This is a genomic window from Shewanella sp. 2_MG-2023, assembly GCF_030548905.1.
Lineage (GTDB): Bacteria > Pseudomonadota > Gammaproteobacteria > Enterobacterales > Shewanellaceae > Shewanella > Shewanella electrodiphila.
The window spans coordinates 1-19346 of sequence record NZ_JAUOSO010000008.1; the positions used below are offsets into that span (position 1 = coordinate 1).

Sequence of the window (19346 nt, forward strand, 5' to 3'; positions counted from 1 at the left end):
ATAAATAACTATCAAAGTTTGAAGTAATTACTCTAATCTATAGTTTTTAGACGATCTAATTAACAATGGCTGACCAGTTACTTAAACTTAAGGGTAAATTGTTAACGATTGTTACTGGCAGTTTCCCTTTAATGTGTCTGTATATTTCGAATGCTCAAACAAAATAGAGTTTCTATTGTGCAAAATTTACTAATCCCACGACCAACCTTTAGACCCTTTGATCTAAATGATTTCTGTCCAAATACGTGTCAGTGAGTTGCTGCTGACACGTTCATGCCCCATTGTAAGTTTCAGATGATAAGCAGCATAGAAAAGTCAAAAGCCAGTTGACCTACTTTTACCAATCGATAAATGACAATTACTGATTACTTTAGATAAGGGAGCAATATCAATGCTCACGTTTCAATTTTTCGTGCTCGCTTATTCAACACCACTCTGGTAGAGTCCTTATAAATCAACAGCTTTGATATAACAAGGCTTAGATGATTGGTTTGTTAAATGTGCATGCGCGTTTTGCCAAATATGCGCATGCGCACTATTTATATGTTGAGCTAAGCCGCTGCGCGGAGCCGAATGAGGACTTAATCGAGTATATTATCCTCATTGAATCAGCTAGACTTTAAAAGATGTGATGGAACACAACAATGACAAGGGAATTTCAATGAAAAAAGTACATATCAAGCCATATAATCAATTCAAAACAGCTCTACAGCCCAGAGTCAGTATCAAAAAAAGCAAATCCCTATAGCATAAAGCATACCAAATTAACCTGGACTTGGCAGATGCCAAGTCCAACAAGCGATTTATGCCCTGCAAACAGCGCAACGCATAAATACTAAAACGTTAAATCTTATGAGTCAGCACTATTGAAGGAGGCTCTGTTGGAAACTAGAAATGTATTTATCGATACGCAAGCAATAATGCGACAAGGGTTTAAGTTTGAAAATAGAGTGCTGTCAAAGTTAAGCAGGCTCGGAGAAGCTGGAAAACTAAACATTCTAATTTCTGAAGTCGTACAAAATGAAGTTACGAGCAAAATTACAGAAAAGCTAGCCCTAATAGAAAAATCAAAATCTGAGATCGAAAAAGCTATATCAATAATCGAGGGATACATTCCAAAAGAAATTGATGAAGCAATAGCTGCTTTAGATACTCAGAGCTTAACAGAGTTAGCTATTGCTAGATGGGATAAGTACATATCGGATTCCAATATTTCTGTCATCGATCCTAATGATATTTGTAATAGTGAATTATTGTCACTTTATTTTGATGGTTCATTTCCATTTAGTGAAGGCAAGAAAAAAGATGAATTCCCTGATGCAATTTCTTTGCTTAGCTTAAAAGTTTGGACTGATGATGAAAGAGAGTCTGTATACGTCATAAGTGATGACAAGGACTTGAAAGGATTTTGTGCCAGTTATGATTCATTTATTAGTGTGGACAAACTCACTGAGTTTCTGGATATCTATAACAGGGCAGAAGAGCGATTGACAACAATCGTTCATTCCTATGTAGAAAAAGCAACGGACTGGGTTAGAGAATCCATTAGAGAAGCTTATATTGAGTGCTACTTTGACTATTCTGACAACTGGAAAGCAGAAGTCCAGAATGTCAAAGTAACGCACGATGAAATTTTTGAAATCAATGTGGTTGAAATCGATAAAGAATCAGCAACATTGAGTCTTAAGGTGAGAATAAAGTGTACGGCAGATGTTAGCGGCCCTGATTATGATAATTCTATTTGGGATGGAGAAGATAAAGAATACATATTTGTCGAAACATTTAGTCAAAATATGGAGTTTGACGAATTTTATGATATTTCAATGAAAGTTGAGTTTAATGAAGAAGATAAAGAACTGACTGAAATTTGTGACATATTGATAGATGAAGGAAGTTCAATAACTCTTCAGTATGATGATGGATATCCATATAAATGATCAAAAAAAGCGCTGCTGCGGCTTTATCGTGCATTAGAGTGCCTAGGGAAAGAAGTTTGATAAAAACGACGGGCTAAAAAGCGCCGTCGTTATTGGTGCTTGGTTAAACTAGTCAAATGACACCGCTAACTCAACCCAATTGATGTAGTCTATTTTTTTTGCACTCAGATTACATACCATTTGTTTGTACAGTGCTCTATTTCTTTCAACATCTGTGGTGTTATGGCCAATGGATTGATTGATATCGCTCAATACCACTCTGCGTTGGCTCTCACCCATTGGCCAAGCATACAAAAGCGATAAATCTAAGTACTCGTTTAGTCCGAAATAAGTTTTTTGGTCACTATGGCCCGTTGTGGTTGTGACAAACGAAAAATCATCAAAACCTGTTGCTATAGAGGAGCTTAGGTTTATATTTGTTAACTTGAGCTCTTCTACAATTTCACGACTATATATATTTTTATTTGATGAATTAGTCCAGAACTCATATAGGCTATAGTGTTTTTCTCGTATTACGAACAAAACTAACAGTAGGTACGTATTGAATGACTTATCTGTGTAGTTTAGAACAGCGAGAAACTTGTCAGTTAACTGTTCTGTTTCCCTTAAGGATAACTTAAAAGAATCTGCAATTTGATGTACCAATCCCGTTAGGTGGCTTCGTTCATGTACCGCCGGGCAGTGATGTACCCAGTTAGACATAGTCTCCACACCACCTAGATATTGTCCTACGAATTCCTTGCGAGATAAGCTGCTAAGGGAGTAACGTCTTTTAAAAAAACGTCCTAGATAAGTCTGTGCATCGAAGTCGTTCCCATATACCGCTTTCACTGCGTGTTGAAGTTGTTCTGTGTCAGTTGCAATTACGAACACTATGTCGCCTATTTCAAAGAAATGTTTGATGACCTCAAGCATCTCAACCGCATAGCTTGGTCTGCATCTATCTAACTCATCTATAAATACAAAAGTAGGTTTTTTATTAGGTTTTTCTGGATCTTGTTGTATTGCTTGGATTGTGTTTTTAAGGCTTGTTCGTAAATGTTCTACTGTTTTTAGTTTTTCATTGTGATCATCGATTAGGCACTTAGCTAACGCCGCACCAGCCTCAGTAGTTAAGTTGTAACTATTCTTACTATCTTCTCCAGTGCTAGGCTCAAGCTCTTCCTCAGTAGACACATCATCTATGTTTAGACCTGTTGCTTTCTTGATTAGCCCCTTTGCAAGCAGCGGTGCGGCTGACTTAAAGAACCGACTGGCTTTTGTACCAAACTCAATTACTTCGGCATTTCCTTCAGGTAGGTGTTTGTTTAGTGCGCTGACGATGGAGGAAATAACTGTAAGCATTGGATCATCAGAGTAGTCTTGTTTCCAAGCGTCGATATAAACAACCGGATGAATTTCTTTAATGCTTTCCACCCAACGATTGATGAAGTAAGTCTTCCCCGAACCCCATGCAGCGTTAAGGTTTAGTACATATCCAGTATCTGATGAATTGTTAGCAAGATATTGGTAGAGAAAATCTGCATATTTACATCTATCTAATGTATCAGAGGGGTATAGAACATCCCCATTTTGACATATTACTGGTTCATCCCAGTTAAAAACTAATTCAGTATGGGGCACGGATTTATTTACCTCTGATGCTATAGTATATTTGATTGATTAAACTAAATAAGTCTCACTTAAAACCGATGAAGTAAGGTGTTTTTTATTCTAGAATTGTAAAATAAATAGAATCGTAAGTTCACTTTTGAAGAAACACTTGCAGAATAAACCTAACGCATTCAATCTTGTTATCGTAACACTGATTACTGTAGTGGTTTGGCAAAACTGGCCACTACTTTGTAGTCAATTGATGTGTTTGGAATAGAATAAGTTATCAGAAAGTTCAGCTACACTTGTTCATCGTAACTCGGAATTGTCCAGAAATGAGTTAGGTTGAATGTTAATAAAGTTCTCTATACGGTCAATAAACCATTTGATGCTAACCTTGCCTATGTCTAAATGACCTTACAAACATGGTTAATTAGTCAGTTCATATAAAACGTTATTTCGGTTCTTGTCATCTCAAATACTGACCAAACGATATCAGCAAAACTAATATCGCACTAATACAGCACTAATACAGCACTAGTACAGCACTATGGAGCAAGTTTTAGAACAATATTAGGCTGGCTGCTTTTGCATAGAAAGCCTTAAATGTGTTCCAAGCACAGTGGCTTGCTTTTCGATTTGATCCATCCATTGCTCCATTATCCATAAACCACGGCCATTGGGTTGGGTGATTTCTGGACACTTTTTGGGCGCTGATAGTTTTACATATTTGGTATTGTCCAATATATCAATGACAATATTATCTTGATGGTTTTGTAGCATCACCGTGACAATTTCTGCATCTTCTGGGCAATGCTGAACCACGTTATTAACCGACTCTAAAATACATAACATGAGCTTAAATCTTTGCTGTGAATCAATATTATTAACAATGAAAAAGGCTTCAATGTCGTCATAAACTTGCTCTGGTGTCATTTCGTTTAAAGCAATATTTATCTGCAAGCTATCCATTGGTTTTGCATTCATTGATAATGTATTCATTTGTAAGCTATTCATAATTAATCCTTAAAAGCCGATGTAGCTATTTTTCATTTTGACTTTGCTGGTTAAAGTTTAGTTATTTACCTTAGAGTCATTATGTTCAGTTTTCATTCATTTCATTCTCGATTTCTTTAATCTCAGATAGAACCTTAGAACAATCTATTTAAGGCATTGTATTTATTCATATGATTACTATCAGTAATAGATATTAAGGTGCTGAAAAAAGCAGTAAAGACATATCATCTTGGGGGTCATTCTGTTTCCAAAGATTCAGCACATATATAAGATGCTTAAGCAGTTGATGCGCCGGCATTGCTTTGGCTTCTAAACAACGCTGTTTAAATCGTTCTAAGCCAAACATGCCGTGTAAGGGGTGGCTAACTTCATAAACGCCATCAGAGAAAAGTAATAACTGTTCACCTGAGTTGAGTTGATATTCAGCACTTTTATATTGGCTATTATTGTCTATCCCAATAGGGAGGCCCGATGGGATTTCAAGAGTGTTAACACCGAGTTTAGATAGTAAAAATGGCATAGGGTGACCAGCGCTACACATTTGTACTGTGTGCGTTTGAGTATTAATTTTTCCGATAATGACAGTGGCGAATTGACCTAAATTGGCAGGGTCGTCAAACAACAGATTTAACCGTTGCATTAAGATTTCTGGTGGGAGTTGCCAGTCCATTCGCTGCGGAGATAATCCTTGTGCCAAGGTAAAACTCAACATTGCTGAAGGCGCCCCATGACCTGATACATCAATGACATAAAAGCCTATCCAGTCTTCAGAAATTCTAAAGCATTGGAAAATGTCACCAGCCAGTTCTGCTGCTGGTTCAAAATAATGTTGAATTTCCCAGTTATCAAATATCAAGTTATCTTTGGGTAATAAAGATTGTTGCAGTGCTGCGGCTTGTTTGAGTTCTGTTTGTTTTTGGCTGAGTATTGATTCGAGTTCAAGCTTACTATCAATAATTAACTTTTTGGCTTGTATTAACCTTACTGCAGCAAGTATTTTTACTTTAAGAACAGAGGCGAGAAACGGCTTTGTTATGTAGTCGTCAGCGCCTGTTTCCATGGCGTAAACCATGTCCTCAGTTTTATCATTTCCGGTAAGTAATAAGAAAAATGCAGGATTATTGGCCTCTTTTAAGCGTTTACATAGCTCTACACCACTCATATTAGGCATGCGCCAATCACTGATGATTAAATCAAAGTGATGTAATTTACAAGTATCAAATGCAGTTAGCCCATCTTCACATTGAGTGATGACGAACTCCACGCCTTCTGGCTGAAAGCTCTGTATGAGGCTAGCAATGTAATAACGCTCACTAAAAGTGTCTTCTACTAATAAAATCGACATACTTTTTGCAGGAGCACTTGCATTTTGCATAGCTGTTTCCTAAAAATAAAGAGGTATAGTGAGTTAAAGCAATTTATGTTCCCAAATTTTTTTGTTGTTGATTATCAAAGTTATATTCGATTATTCGCAATATGCAATATTGCGTATTTTCATTTTGCAAATTAACTTTTGCAAAATGCAACGAGGTGTTCCATAGTGAGTTGTGGCATGCTTTATATTGGATTTATAGTGGTTATTTCTCAATAACATGGATAGGTTTTCAAGCGGCATTAGGAGAAGGAATTTGTCATTTAGATTAAAAGCCATTATCGCAATTGGGTTAATGCAAGCGGCTTTACTTTTGCTGCTGATTTTTAACAGCCTCGGAGTAATCCAAATTGCCAATCAAACTGAAATTCAACAACAAGGTCACTTGTCTGCCGTTTTAGTGGCCAATAGTGTTGATGTCAATAATCCACGCCAATCTATATTACTGCTTAAGCAATCTTTAGAAGAACATCACATCAGCCATATTGAGTCTGTTCAAGTATTTAAAGGCGACAACCGACTTTATGCTGCCCAAAGAAATAACCAAGGTATTTTTGAGTTACTCGAATCTACTGATCCAGTAAATGTTGAGGATTTAGTTTTAGTGGAAGCACAGTCCAATAATGGAACTGGGGTTGAAATTAAACTGATGGTCAACACTGAAGAATTTGATGACAGTGTTGTCAGCGTTGCAATGAAATATAGTGCTCTGATGCTGCTGGTTATTATTCTGATTTCTATTTTGTCTTGGTTTCAAGGCTTACGCTTAATTAAGCATGTATTTAATATTCAGCATGCTTCAAAAAGAGTATTGAATGGTGAAATGGGAGTGCAGGTGGATGAACCTGGTACTCAAGATATTACCGATACCACCAATGCATTTAATGAAATGCTAAAAACCGTAGATGAAGAACGACACGATTTAAAAGGTGCCAATGTTCGCCTAAATACCATTCTAGACTCTGCAGCTGATGGGTTTGTTATTATAGATGTAGATGGTGTGATTAATGAAGTTAATAAAGCTGTCAGTAAATTATTTGGTTATCAGAAAGATGAGTTAATCTCCGAGAATGTGTCGATTTTAATGCCGATGGCTGATCGTTTTATGCATGACGGTTACATTCAAGACTATTTAAATGGTGGCGATGCAAAAATAATCGGTTTCAGTCGAGGTCGAGAGTTACAAGCGCAACATAAAGATGGCCACTTATTTCCTATTGAGTTATCAATTTCCAAAATGGAAATTGATGGTCAAGTGTTGTTCCTCGGGTTTATAAAAGACGTCTCTGAGCTTAAAAAGGAGCAAGCTTCAGCTGCAAGAACTCAGTCAATTCATTTAGCGACCTTAGAAGCCAGTCATGATGCGTTAATCACCATTAATATTGCCGGCCGTGTAGAAGAGTTTAATGCTGCTGCGGTAAAACTATTTGGTTATGAACGTGAAGAAGCACTAGGCGAATTACTAGAAGACCTCATTATCCCAGATGGCTTTCATAAGGCGCACAAAAATGGCATGGACCATCATCGTAAGACTGGTGAAGGCCCTGTATTGAATAATCGAATAGAAGTCCCTGCGCATGATAAAGCAGGCGACGAGTTCCCAGTTGAATTAAGGGTGATTCCAATTCAGCTAGGTGATGAAATGTATTACACCGCATTCTTACGTAATATTTCAGAGCAAAAAACCAAAGAAGAAGAGTTACGCCAAGCTAAAGAGCAAGCGGAGGAAGGCAGTAAAGCGAAATCCCGTTTCTTGGCAACTATGAGCCATGAAATTCGCTCGCCGCTTAATGCTGTTTTAGGCAGTGTTGATTTGCTGTTGGACTCCAGCCTTGAAAAAGGTCAGCGCATGTATGCGCGAACTGCTAAAGAAGCGGGTTCGGTATTGCTCAGCACCATCAATGACATACTTGATTTTTCTAAAATTGAAGCGGGTCAAATGGTGTTAGATCCCAAAGAATTTGAGCCTGATCAGCTTGTGGCTCAGGTACTGCAAATTTTATCCCATAAAGCCCACGATAAAGGCGTGCATTTAGCCAGTTACATTAATCGTAATGTGCCGCAAATGCTGGTGGGGGATGCGCAGCGAATTAGGCAAGTCGTTCAGAACTTAGTGGATAATGCGATTAAGTTTTCGACCCATGGTTGTATTTCAGTTGAAGTGTGGATCCCTAATCGTGGTAATGACAAAGTGGAATTATGCTGTCGCGTGACTGACCAAGGTATTGGTATTGGTGAAGCATCACAAGAGAAACTATTCCGTGAGTTCTCACAAGTTCATGACACTCATACTACGAGTTATGCAGGTACGGGATTAGGCTTGGCAATTTGTTCTGAACTGGCAAAAATGATGGGCGGTTCAATTTCAGTGACCAGTAAGTTAGGAGAGGGCAGTCAGTTTACGCTTTCTGTTCTTTTAGATGAGTCTAGTCAAGCGACAAACCATAATGTCAGATTACCAGAACACCCTCGAGTGCTGTTACTCCACCCTGATGAAACGGTATGTAAGTTGATTAAGAAACAATATAGTCAATATGGTGTTGAGACTAAATACGAACACCAGGTTAGCTCAGTGTTTAAAAACGCTCGAATCCGTGGCCGTTTTGATTTAGTGATGTTGGATGATACTTGTTTACTAGCCGCACAAGAAAAAGAAGTTACTTCACTGCGTAGCGACTATTTATTTGAGTCTGGGTATATTTCAGCTTTATCTTCAGGAGTGAATAATGATGCTCAAACGCTTATTTCTGCATTAGGTATTGAAGAGTCAGTAAGCAAACCATTAAGCCGTGCAATGTTATTGAGTTTAATTAAAGGCGCAACGGCTGATAATACTCATGAAAAACCATTAGAGAAAGTTGCCACCTTACCTGACGGTTGCCGCATATTATTGGCCGAAGATAGTCCTGCAAACCAAATGGTTGCTGGGACTATGCTGACTAATGAAGGCGCTGTGATGACTTACGCTAATAATGGCGTTGAAGCGGTTGAACTCGCGCTGAAACAAGAATTTGACTTGATCTTGATGGACATCAGAATGCCTGAAATGGATGGACTAGAAGCTTGCCAAAAAATCTTAGCCCATAAGCCTGATCAAATCGTATTAGCGATGACGGCCAATGTCTTTAGTGAAGAAATTGCTGCTTGTAAAGCGGTAGGTATGCTGGATTGTATTGGTAAACCGGTTAACAAATCTGATTTGATTTCAGGTGTGAGTCATTGGCTTGGTCAGGTAAAGCAAGACAGCGTTATGACAATGGGGATGCAATTTACGCTTGCAGATTCTGGCTCTGATACAGACTCTGATGCTGGCTCTGATACAGGCAGTGATTTAGATATAGACTCAGGCTCAGATATAGATTTGGCTGTTGCCAGCAATGAACTTAGTGATAATGTGACTGATGGTATCGGCGATGAAGTTTCTGAAAACAAGGCTGAGATTCAAGATGACAGTGCAACTGATAATACATTATTAAATCAACGGGTCTTTGATGAATTAGAACAAGCGGTAGGTAAAGCGAGCTTGGCTAAAATGATGAAGGTTTTTTATGGTGAAACGTTAATGCGAATTGACACCTTAAAAGCGCTCACTCCAGATGGAAACCGTGACGAGATCGAAGACCAAGTGCACACTATTAAGAGCAGTGCAGGTAGTTTTGGCGCGCAGAAATTATCTGAAGTGGCAACACAGTTAGAAGCGGCTTCTAGAACAAGCAATGAACCACTATCGGCGTTATTTGAACAAATATTTAGCGTGTCCGAACAAAGTTTATCTGAAATTAAGCAAAGGTTTAAAATAGAAACCGATGAATAATATAGTTGAATACCAAAAGGAATTATCACATGGGATTTAGTGCCATTCTTGTAGAAGACAGTATGTCATTAGGTGCGTTATACAGTGAGTACCTTTGCGCAGAAGGCGCGGAAGTGACCCATGTTAATTTTGGCGAAGATGCATTAAAAGAATTAGCGCGTAAACAGCCTGATTTATTAGTACTGGATATCAAATTACCTGACATGTCGGGTATGGATATTTTGACTAAGGTGCAAAAAGAATACCCCAATATTACAGTGATTATGATTACTGCTCACGGCACGATTGATTTAGCCGTTGATGCGATGCGAGCGGGGGCGTTTGATTTTTTGATAAAGCCTTTCGACAGTAAAAGGTTATCAATAACCGTACGTAATGCTTTGAAGCAAAGAGACTTATTGGCATTAGTGTCTAATTATGAAAACAGCCTTCCTAAAACTAATTTCCATGGTTTTATTGGTGACTCCCTGGCTATGCAAACGGTGTATAACACGATTGATTGTGTTGCCAATAGTAAGGCATCAGTTTTTGTCGTTGGTGAAAGTGGCACAGGTAAAGAAGTTTGTGCCCAAGCAATTCATGAAGCGGGGATCAGATCTGAAGAGCCTTTTATTGCGCTTAATTGTGCGTCAATTCCAAAAGATTTGATTGAAAGTGAAATTTTTGGTCACACTAAAGGAGCCTTTACTGGAGCTGTAAGTCATCGAGACGGCGCGGCAACTCGTGCAGATGGTGGGACGTTATTTCTTGATGAATTGTGTGAGATGGATTTAGAGCTGCAAAGCAAATTACTGCGCTTTATTCAGACTGGTGTATTTCAACGTGTGGGCGGCAGTAAAGAAGAAAAAGTCGATGTGCGATTTATCAGCGCAACAAATCGTGACCCATGGAAAGAAGTGCAAGATGGCCGATTTAGAGAAGACTTATACTATCGCCTTCATGTCATTCCTATTGAATTACCGCCACTGCGCCAGCGCGGTAAAGATGTGATTTCTATTGCTAAAAAATTACTTAAACAATATAGCAAAGAAGAAGGCAAAACATTTAAACGTTTCAGCTCAGAAGTTGAAAGGTGTTTTACCCAGTATTCATGGCCGGGTAATGTGCGCCAACTGCAAAATGTCATCCGTCAGGTCGTAGTACTTAATATTGCCGATGAGGTGGCAATTAACATGTTACCTGCACAGGTAACTGCGGCATTATCGCAAGCTAAACTTGATTCTAAAAGCGAGTCGCAAGTGAATCCCATTGCTATTTCCACTGTCACAGAGATTAATGCCAAATCGCAAGAATTGATACGTGATGGTTCACTTACCGCAAGTGATGCGGCTATTGGGGGCAATACAAGTGCGAATCAGAGTAACGTGAGCAGTTCTGCTGTTGCACTCGCTGAACCCGTTGATGTCATCGGATCAGCAGAAGATATTCAACCTCTTTGGCTAACAGAAAAGATCACCATTGAAACAGCGATAGAGCAATGTGATGGCAATATCCCTAAAGCTGCTGCATTGTTAGATGTAAGTCCTTCAACGATTTACCGTAAAAAGCAGCAGTGGGAAGATAAAGGGCTATAAAGCAGGTTGTAAATTTTTGCTTATAAATAAAAGAAGCCCATCAAGTTTGATGGGCTATTGTTCAATCACTTATAAACTTTTACTGCTTAGAAATCACGTTCCCAACCAGCGTAGAAAGTGGTTTCCCAATCGCTACTGGTGTCAATTTCTGGGTATTCACTATAGCCCACAGTACCGCCGATTTTTAATTTACCTTCGTAAAATGGACGATGGTAACTAACATCAGCTTGGTATAAGCGTTCATATCGCCCTGGTGATACTGGGTTCCCGCCTGACGGATTTCCAGTATCGACACCATCAAAGTTTAATTTAGCGTAGCGGAACTTAGTGCTAAGACTTTGGCCATGCTCAAGCTGAGTAATGCCGCCTAGCACCACCACTCGCGAATCATTATCGTAAGTGCTACCTAAGCTTCTGCCATAGTATCGATAACCATCTTGATAAAAACCGTGCTCGTACATACAGTTGTACACATCAGATTCTAAGCCGCATGATGCTGCAGTATCAGAGTATTCTGCAAAAAACCGGGTGCTTAAATCAGCAATGTAAATATCAACACCGCCCATGTTAGACGCATTGATCAGTTTGTTTTTACCATTGTGATAATCTTCATGGATGCGTTCGTAATAAATGCCATAAGGCACGCCCCATGCGGTATCTGACCATCTAAAATCATATCCCGCAAGCATGTTTTCTTGACCATTTACCTCTTCACTTTCGTGAACGCCGCCATTTGTTAGGCCATCCCACCAGTCTGATAAGCTATTTCCGTAGCCTTCACCGCCCCACTGCATAGTCCATGAAAAACCAACTTCTAACTTTGAAATAGGTTTAAAGGTACCGCGTGCGCCCCAGTGTTGAGTATCAGCGACATAACGATCGCTTTCCATTTGACTAAAGCTGGTAGTGAACGTCCATGGGCCAATCCAGTTAAGCCATGGCGTCTCAAAGGCATTACTGTTGTTTCTTGAAAATGTAACCCCAGGCATAGGTCTAGCGTTTGTCGTTTGAATTAAACCTGAATCCCAGCCTGGCCCCCAGTACTTCTGTACTGCACCACCGGTAACAATCCAATTGCCGAGTTTTACCGCTGCGAAACTGTTATCAAGGCGTGATTCATTACCATCGATGGCATCGTAATGGTAGCTTGCCGCTAAACGTCCGCTGAACCAGTCTTGAGTGACTTCTGCCGTGAATTCAACTTCAGCTTTATCACGGTAATCATTACCGTAACCAATAAAGCGTGCTTGTTCATTGGCACCAGAAAGACCTGCGCTTAAGTTCACCGCTTTATGATCTTTGTTGTAGGCACGCATGACGCGATGAAAGGCATCTTTTTGATGCACTGACATCGGGCTTTCAGCAGCGTTATCAAGATCAGACTTAATCCCTGACCACATTAATGGAAATGTAGTAACAGGCTGAAGAATAATGCCTGTATCAGCTAAGAGTTGAATGTCGGCACGAAGAGGTAGGTCGGTAGGTTCAATCCACCAAGCGGCTTGCGTTGAAAAGCTGCTTAGTAATGCAATCCCTGCTAGTATTTTTAACTTCATTTTGTACTCATTTAGATGAAAGTATTACATCAACTAATAAAAAATAGGCTGTTATTCGCAATAATAACAGCCTATTGAGTATTCATATAATAAAGGCGCTTATTTTTTACTGCTTGTTACATAACAATGACTGAGTTGATGGGAATGTTTTATATCAATGTTATTAATTATCACTTCACACACTTTCATTAATACTTTGAGTGGTTTGCATATAAGTATCTAACATATTTTGCTGGTTGTTCATGTTGGCTGCCTGCACGGTGGCGGCTCTTGCATCATCGTTATTTTTAACCATATAGGCAGATGTCGCACTCATCGAATTATCGCTGCCATTAGCAACACCCGCTAAGTCAGAATAGAACTGATATTGAGCTTGAGCCTTTTTGTAGTGGACATAGTTTTCTACTTTTTCTCCATCATTGGGTAATGATGGTTGGGTACCATCTTCAGAGGAAGCAGAATTAGTTTGCTTGGCCTGAGCTGCTTGGTTAGGTATTGTTGCGGCTTGGTTAGATAACGCTATAGCTTGAGCACTTAAATTTACGCTATCAACTTGAGATGCACTTGCACTTGCACTTGATTTTGAAGTTGCAATACTGGCACTTTCTGCTGGTGTAATACTCGTAGTAGTTGCACTTGCATCATTGACTTGTTGAGTACTAACTGACGATTGAATTTGCATATTGAACTCCAAAATGTAACGGATAAATCAAGGTATTAAATGACGTCGCATACTCACAGTTGGCTTTTACTGAGCGAGCAAGAGTGGATAATGATTCTTTTAAAATGGGACTGTTAGCATGCCTCTTTTTACATGCCTCTTTTAAAATGGCTCTGATTTACAGATTAAGCTGAGTAAATATAGCCTAGCTCAATAAGCTCTTACCAAAGTGTCATCACCAATTAACTTTTATCAAAGTGTTATTATCGAAAGCTAACTATAGCTAACAATACCTGAACAACGATTGAACCAATTTAAAATCTTTAAATTATGACTTAATTTCAGTTAGAGGAACTCGCTTACCCCAACTCAATGGTTTGTACCATTTTGATACAGACACCATTTCTTGAATACTTTGAGTAAACTCGCATCTTGTAAGACAACTTGGACACTCACAATCAGTGAAACGACCAGGGTAGTATTCATTGTTTGTCATTAGGTGTTCTTTACAGTGACTGCAATGTACTTTGACTTCTACAATCATTGGTAACCCTATAGATAATTAAGTCTAGTTAATGACTTATTTTAGCGCGAGCAATAAGAAAGGTAATTGATTTATTTATATACAGTAGATTAAGTGCAAGTTATGCAACATATGAGTGGGTGAAACAATGATATTCAAACCATTTATTAACAACAAATCCTTTTTGCAACATACAAACTCTACAATATAAGTAAATTTGATAGGTAAATTGATCGTGTTGATGTCGCTAGGAGTTGGAGTTATTTTTGCAGTTTGAATAAGGATCTGCGCTGTGTATATAAGGAAAAACTAAAGTAAATGGTTTCACATTTTAAAAAACATTTTTAGCTATTTGTGGATGCTGTTGTTATATATTAAGTGCTATTAAGATTCCCGCTATTATCATGATGCTTCCGGCTATTAGGTTAATCACGCGATTGGCTTTTGCTGATTTAAATACTTTTCTCGCTTTCACCGCCATTAATGCATAACAAAGATTAATACTTCCAAAGGCAATCGTTGCGATGCTCATAACGATCAAGGCATCGTTGACACTAATATTGGTTGAGGGGACAAATGCAGGGAAAAACCCAATGTAGAATATAAGAGCCTTGGGATTACTTAGTCCTATCATTAAGCCTGTTGAGGTATTTTTTATCCCTTTGAAATTATTATGTTCTCCTATATCTGCAATTTGAGCTGCTTGTGGTTTCTCATTAATAAGCTGAAAGCCTAAAATGCACAGATAAGCGGCGCTGCAATATTTGATAATAATAAATGCAGAGCCCATCACACTGGCAAGTGCTGTAAGGCCAAATAGCGCAATACAGATAAATAGGTAATCAGCGATGAGTACCCCGAGAAATAATTGCATTGCTGGCATTAAACCATGAGAGAAAGAACGTGAAATTATCGCAAATACAACAGGGCCTGGAACTATTGCTAGTATGAACATGGTAAATAAAAGGCTGAGTGATTGCTGTAGTTCCATTATAATCGCGCTTCCTGAGGCATTATGCTTTTCTATATTGTGAATAGAATATAATAATCAGCCGAGCTTATCTGTAGTTATATGTCTCTTTCTCGTTAAAGGTATACAAGTATTGAAAATCATCTTGCTTACACATCAAAAAGAGCTCACTAGACCGAGCAATACAGGTCGTTGGGTGAAAGCTGTATTAGAAGAGCGTGCACTGGTGATACCTTGGGACAGAGTAAATCCCAACCCGGAACTGACTCAGTTAATCGCGTCAGCGAAAGTGGGATTATTATTTCCTGAATTGCCAGCCCAGCCCAGCCTCGTAGTAGGTTCAATTGATTCTGCAGAGAGAATTGATACCAGTATTAGGCTTGAATCCGATACATTTTCAAATTTTGACGCATTAGTGATTATTGACTCTACGTGGCAAGAAGCGCGCAAAATATACAATCGTAGTCCTTATCTCAAGCAACTTAAAAAAGTCTCAATTGATAGCAAGGTTGAATCCATTTATCAGCTAAGAAGAAATCAGCTTGAAGGAGGCCTGTGTACGGCTGAATGCGCTGCGCACATATTATCTCAAGTTGGAGAGTTAGAATCTGCTGAAAGCATTATGAAATGTTTAAAGGAGCAAATCGCTCATAAAATGCAGTGATAACAAATGACAGGTACAAGTTAGCTTTATACATTTGAGATTTAAAAGCGGGAATTGAGTGACTCAATTCCCGCAAATTCAGTGTTATGGCTATAACTATAACTATAACTATATCTATATCTAAGTTGATTCTTATAGCTTTTATTACTGCTGATAATTAAAACTTTTTTGGAGTCTAATGTCTTCCACTGACGAACCAAGCATAACCTTGAACTCACCCGATTCAGCTAACCAATCATTGGTGTTAATATCCCAAAATGATAAATCACGTTGATTCAGTGTGAAACTAACTTGTCCCGTCTCCCCAGCTTTTAGCCAGGTTTTATCAAAGCCTTTCAACTCTTTCAGCGGACGAGGCACACTAGCCTTAACATCATTAAGGTACAACTGCACAACTTCAGCACCATCGGTTTTGCTGGTGTTAGTGATACTGGCAGTAACAGTTAACGTATCATCTCCGCTTAGTTTACTACTTGAGAAGTTAATGTCGTCATAGCTAAATTCACTGTAAGACAAACCATGACCAAACGGGAATTCAGGAGCAATTTTTTGTTGCTCAAACCAGCGATAACCAATAAATACCCCTTCAGAATATAACGACTCTTTCTCGTTATAATCATTTAGCGCAATAGGTGCAGTATCTTGTAGTTTTTTAGGAAGGGTTATCGGCATTTTTCCACTTGGATTAGCATCTCCAAATAAGATGTCTGTATAGGCATTACCCGCTTCCATTCCGCCATACCAACCCCAAGCAATAGCGTTTGCTTTTTCAGCCCAAGGCATTTCTACAGCCGAGCCGCCAATCATAAATACGACAGTATTCGGATTTGCCGTTAATAGTTTCTCGATAATTTCATCTTGCTGGCCTGGTAACTTCATATCCGGTCTATCAATCGATTCACGATCGTCTGCATGACTTAAGCCGCCAAAATAAATTACCGCGTCAGCATTTTTCGCAGCGGCTAAATACTCATCTTCTGAATTGTATAAACTGTTTGGCGTTTCCCAACCTAAAGTGACTTTATCTTTACCTTGATAAATAAGCTTAAAGGCATAAGTTTCACCAGCTTTCAGCTCTACTTCAGCGTTAATAATATTGGCAGGTTTAGCATTATCATCGACAATGGCCTTGTCATTAATCAACAGGGTTACTTTACCTTGCGCCATTAGCTTTAATGTGTGCTTTCCTGTTTCCATCGGTTTGATATTGGCAAGAATTTCAACGTTTTGTTGCTGACCTTTGGCATCAAACTGCGGATCTGCAATCCATGATTCGCTGCTTAATTGTTTAAGTTGATTATCTGTATAATAGTTAATTTGCCATGATGGGGTCCCAGTCCAATGACGAGTGGTTAAGTAGTCATTTGGGATTGGCATAAATGCACTACTGGCAGGGCGCATGTATTGAATATTAACTTTACGGCCATTTTGTTCAAATTTTGCTTTAAGGCCATCAAGTGGACTGATTTCATATAAGGCTTTTACCTCAGATGACCCGCCGCCAAAGCCATGGCGTTTATCCGCGTTAGGCCCTAACACTAGGATGTTTTTGACCTTATCCGCATCAAGGGGTAATACCTGTTTATTGTTCTTTAATAGCACTACGCCATTGGTCGCAATGGTGCGAGCATCGTCACGATGAGCTTGAGTATTACGTTCACCTGATAAGCGTTGTTTATCCATCATGCCAATGCTTAATTGCACTCTAAGAATACGGCGTACTTTATCATCAAGCTCAGATTCAGGTACTTTACCTGCTTTTATCATTGCTAGGAGTGGATCAGCTAAAAAGTATTCATCATAACTTTCGACAGCGGTGCCCATTTCAATATCTAGGCCGTTCATGGCAGCACCATAGGTATTGATATCGACATTCCAGTCAGTAAGGAGCACACCTTCGTAGGCCCATTCACCTTTTAAAATGGTTTTAATCAAATGATGGCTTTGGTTAGCATTAGTGCCGCGAAACTCATTATATGCGCCCATGATGGCATGCACATTGGCTTCTTTAACTGCAGCTTCAAATGCAGGCAAGTACACTTCTCGTAGGGTTCGCTCGTCAGGTTTGGCATTCACTCCAGTACGGTTTAACTCTTGGGTGTTTAACGCATAATGCTTAACGGTTGCACCGACATCGTTAGCTTGAATGGCTTTGACTGTTGGCACGACTAATGTGGCAGCCAAGTATGGGTCTTCACCCATGTACTCAAAGTTGCGACCATACAATGGCAGGCGTGCAAGGTTAACGCCTGGGCCGAGAATAAGGTCTTTATTACGGTGGCGCGCTTCAGCCCCCAAAACATTCCCATGCAAACTGGCCATTTTAGGATCCCAACTTGCGGCTACTGCGGTGAGTGGCGGCAAATAAGTTGAGTAGTCATTCGTCCAGCCGGCAGGTGCCCAAGAGTTTCTGTCAATTTCGTAACGAACCCCGTGAGGACCGTCAGACATCCACATTTCATGAATATTTAATCGCTCAATTGCTGGGATATGAAATTTTCCGCCGGCATGGACTAAAGACACTTTTTCCTCTAGAGAGAGCTGAGGTAAAAGACGTTCAATTTCAGATTCAACCTGAGATAAACGGTGCTGTAAACGCTGTTGCTCACTTTGACTCAGTACTGATAATGCATGTGACTGTTTCACTGTATTTGATGAATCTGCAGTATTTGATGAGTCTGCAATGACTACCGAACTGCTTAACATCAGTATTGAAGCTGAAATCGAAACTGCTCGAAGCCTATTTTTTGTAAGCGCTTTCATTCTTGTCCGATATATCGGTGTCATCTGAAGCTCCTTGATAGATTAATAAAAGATATTTTTTATGAGGTTAACAATGTCAATTGGCAAAGAGTTCACCAGCATAATTAGCTGACATTGATGAATATATTGGCCGTTAATCGGCCTGTTTGGGGGTTACTATCAATATCTGTTTTAGGACAGACTAAAGTTGAATGCAGCAAATTACCCGGATATATCACCAATCGATGTTGTTTATATTCGATTTGATGATGTTGTTGGTAATACTGATTACTTTCGACAAAATATTTTGCCGGATGCGGAGCTAGTTCTTGTAAATAGGGCTCTGCAGCTCGGAAGTATTCATCCATATTGGCTTGGGTAATACGTTCGAATTGTGTGGGAACGTGCTTAAAAAATGCCGTTGCCCCATGATCCTCTTCGTTAAGGTACTGCAGTAATGCAAAATAATAGGGCGCAGGGGTATCAAAGTGAGGAATACGTTGTAACGTCGTCAAATTTTCTGGCTGGCGATTGATTAACGAAAAGTACGTTGCTTGAGGTTTGATGCGAAGGTTAGTGGGTATTTTGTAAACATCATAAATCAATTGAAATACGTGGTTTAATACTTCAATCACATAATCTCTAGGCAGTTTGGCTCTTATCCCTGGATAATAAGAACCTTTGTCTAAGTTAAAGTCGATTTGATTAGCGCAATGTTGTAGTTCAGAGATGTCAGCAGTAAAGTCATCGATAACAATCACAGGTGTTTTTTGCTCACCAATATAATGGATCTCTGGTTTCAATGGCTTGTTGACGCGTACCATTGGATTGAGATCTGTTGGCTTAGCACTAGATACTTGCTTTTGCACTGTTTGCGAATGTGGTTCTGTCATAAACAACCTTACTGGCTTAATTCTAAATAA

General features: G+C 39.2%; 12 protein-coding genes. 4 read left to right on the forward strand and 8 right to left on the reverse strand.

The features are described from left to right. Positions 1 to 881: 881 nt before the first annotated feature. Positions 882 to 1937 carry a PIN domain-containing protein gene (locus Q4600_RS09555; RefSeq protein WP_303515711.1) on the forward strand — a complete coding sequence of 352 codons (1056 nt, stop codon included), beginning with the start codon at positions 882 to 884 and terminating at the stop codon, positions 1935 to 1937. Between the two features lie 108 nt (positions 1938 to 2045). Here Q4600_RS09555 and Q4600_RS09560 read toward each other — a convergent pair whose 3' ends face one another. From Q4600_RS09560 to Q4600_RS09570, 3 genes are all read right to left on the reverse strand, one after another. Continuing rightward, positions 2046 to 3560, reverse strand: coding sequence for a KAP family NTPase (locus Q4600_RS09560; protein WP_303515713.1), 1515 nt, complete (start codon positions 3558 to 3560; stop codon positions 2046 to 2048). Positions 3561 to 4103: 543 nt separating this feature from the next. After that, positions 4104 to 4547, reverse strand: coding sequence for an ATP-binding protein (locus Q4600_RS09565; RefSeq protein WP_303515715.1), 444 nt, complete (start codon positions 4545 to 4547; stop codon positions 4104 to 4106). Between the two features lie 193 nt (positions 4548 to 4740). After that, positions 4741 to 5922, reverse strand: a complete 1182-nt coding sequence (locus Q4600_RS09570) for a SpoIIE family protein phosphatase (RefSeq protein ID WP_303515717.1) — start codon at positions 5920 to 5922, stop codon at positions 4741 to 4743. 253 nt (positions 5923 to 6175) lie between these two features. Between Q4600_RS09570 and Q4600_RS09575 the strand changes: the two genes are divergently transcribed. Together Q4600_RS09575 and Q4600_RS09580 are read left to right on the forward strand one after the other, a co-directional pair. Continuing rightward, the gene (locus Q4600_RS09575; RefSeq protein ID WP_303515721.1) at positions 6176 to 9733 is read left to right on the forward strand and encodes a PAS domain S-box protein; all 3558 of its coding nucleotides are present in this window, start codon (positions 6176 to 6178) and stop codon (positions 9731 to 9733) included. Positions 9734 to 9762: 29 nt separating this feature from the next. Continuing rightward, the gene (locus tag Q4600_RS09580; RefSeq protein ID WP_303515723.1) at positions 9763 to 11307 is read left to right on the forward strand and encodes a sigma-54 dependent transcriptional regulator; all 1545 of its coding nucleotides are present in this window, start codon (positions 9763 to 9765) and stop codon (positions 11305 to 11307) included. An 86-nt stretch (positions 11308 to 11393) separates the two neighbouring features. Here Q4600_RS09580 and Q4600_RS09585 read toward each other — a convergent pair whose 3' ends face one another. From Q4600_RS09585 to Q4600_RS09595, 3 genes are all read right to left on the reverse strand, one after another. Then, a complete protein-coding gene (locus Q4600_RS09585; RefSeq protein WP_303515725.1) occupies positions 11394 to 12863 on the reverse strand; it encodes a capsule assembly Wzi family protein in 1470 nt (489 codons plus the stop codon). A 175-nt stretch (positions 12864 to 13038) separates the two neighbouring features. After that, positions 13039 to 13545, reverse strand: coding sequence for a hypothetical protein (locus Q4600_RS09590; protein ID WP_303515726.1), 507 nt, complete (start codon positions 13543 to 13545; stop codon positions 13039 to 13041). 869 nt (positions 13546 to 14414) lie between these two features. Continuing rightward, positions 14415 to 15038, reverse strand: coding sequence for a LysE family translocator (locus tag Q4600_RS09595; RefSeq protein ID WP_248954703.1), 624 nt, complete (start codon positions 15036 to 15038; stop codon positions 14415 to 14417). 79 nt (positions 15039 to 15117) lie between these two features. On the opposite strand from Q4600_RS09595, the gene Q4600_RS09600 reads away from it, so the two are divergent. Continuing rightward, on the forward strand, positions 15118 to 15681 hold the full coding sequence (locus Q4600_RS09600; protein WP_303516021.1) for a tRNA-uridine aminocarboxypropyltransferase: 564 nt from the start codon (positions 15118 to 15120) through the stop codon (positions 15679 to 15681). A gap of 144 nt (positions 15682 to 15825) precedes the next feature. Here the strand turns inward: Q4600_RS09600 and Q4600_RS09605 are convergent, their stop codons facing one another. Further along, entirely contained in the window at positions 15826 to 18468 is a 2643-nt protein-coding gene (locus Q4600_RS09605) for a glycoside hydrolase family 3 C-terminal domain-containing protein (RefSeq protein ID WP_303515730.1), read from the reverse strand. Between the two features lie 80 nt (positions 18469 to 18548). Then, complete coding sequence (locus Q4600_RS09610; RefSeq protein ID WP_303515733.1) at positions 18549 to 19316, reverse strand: DUF6445 family protein; 768 nt, start codon at positions 19314 to 19316, stop codon at positions 18549 to 18551. Positions 19317 to 19346 lie beyond the last annotated feature (30 nt).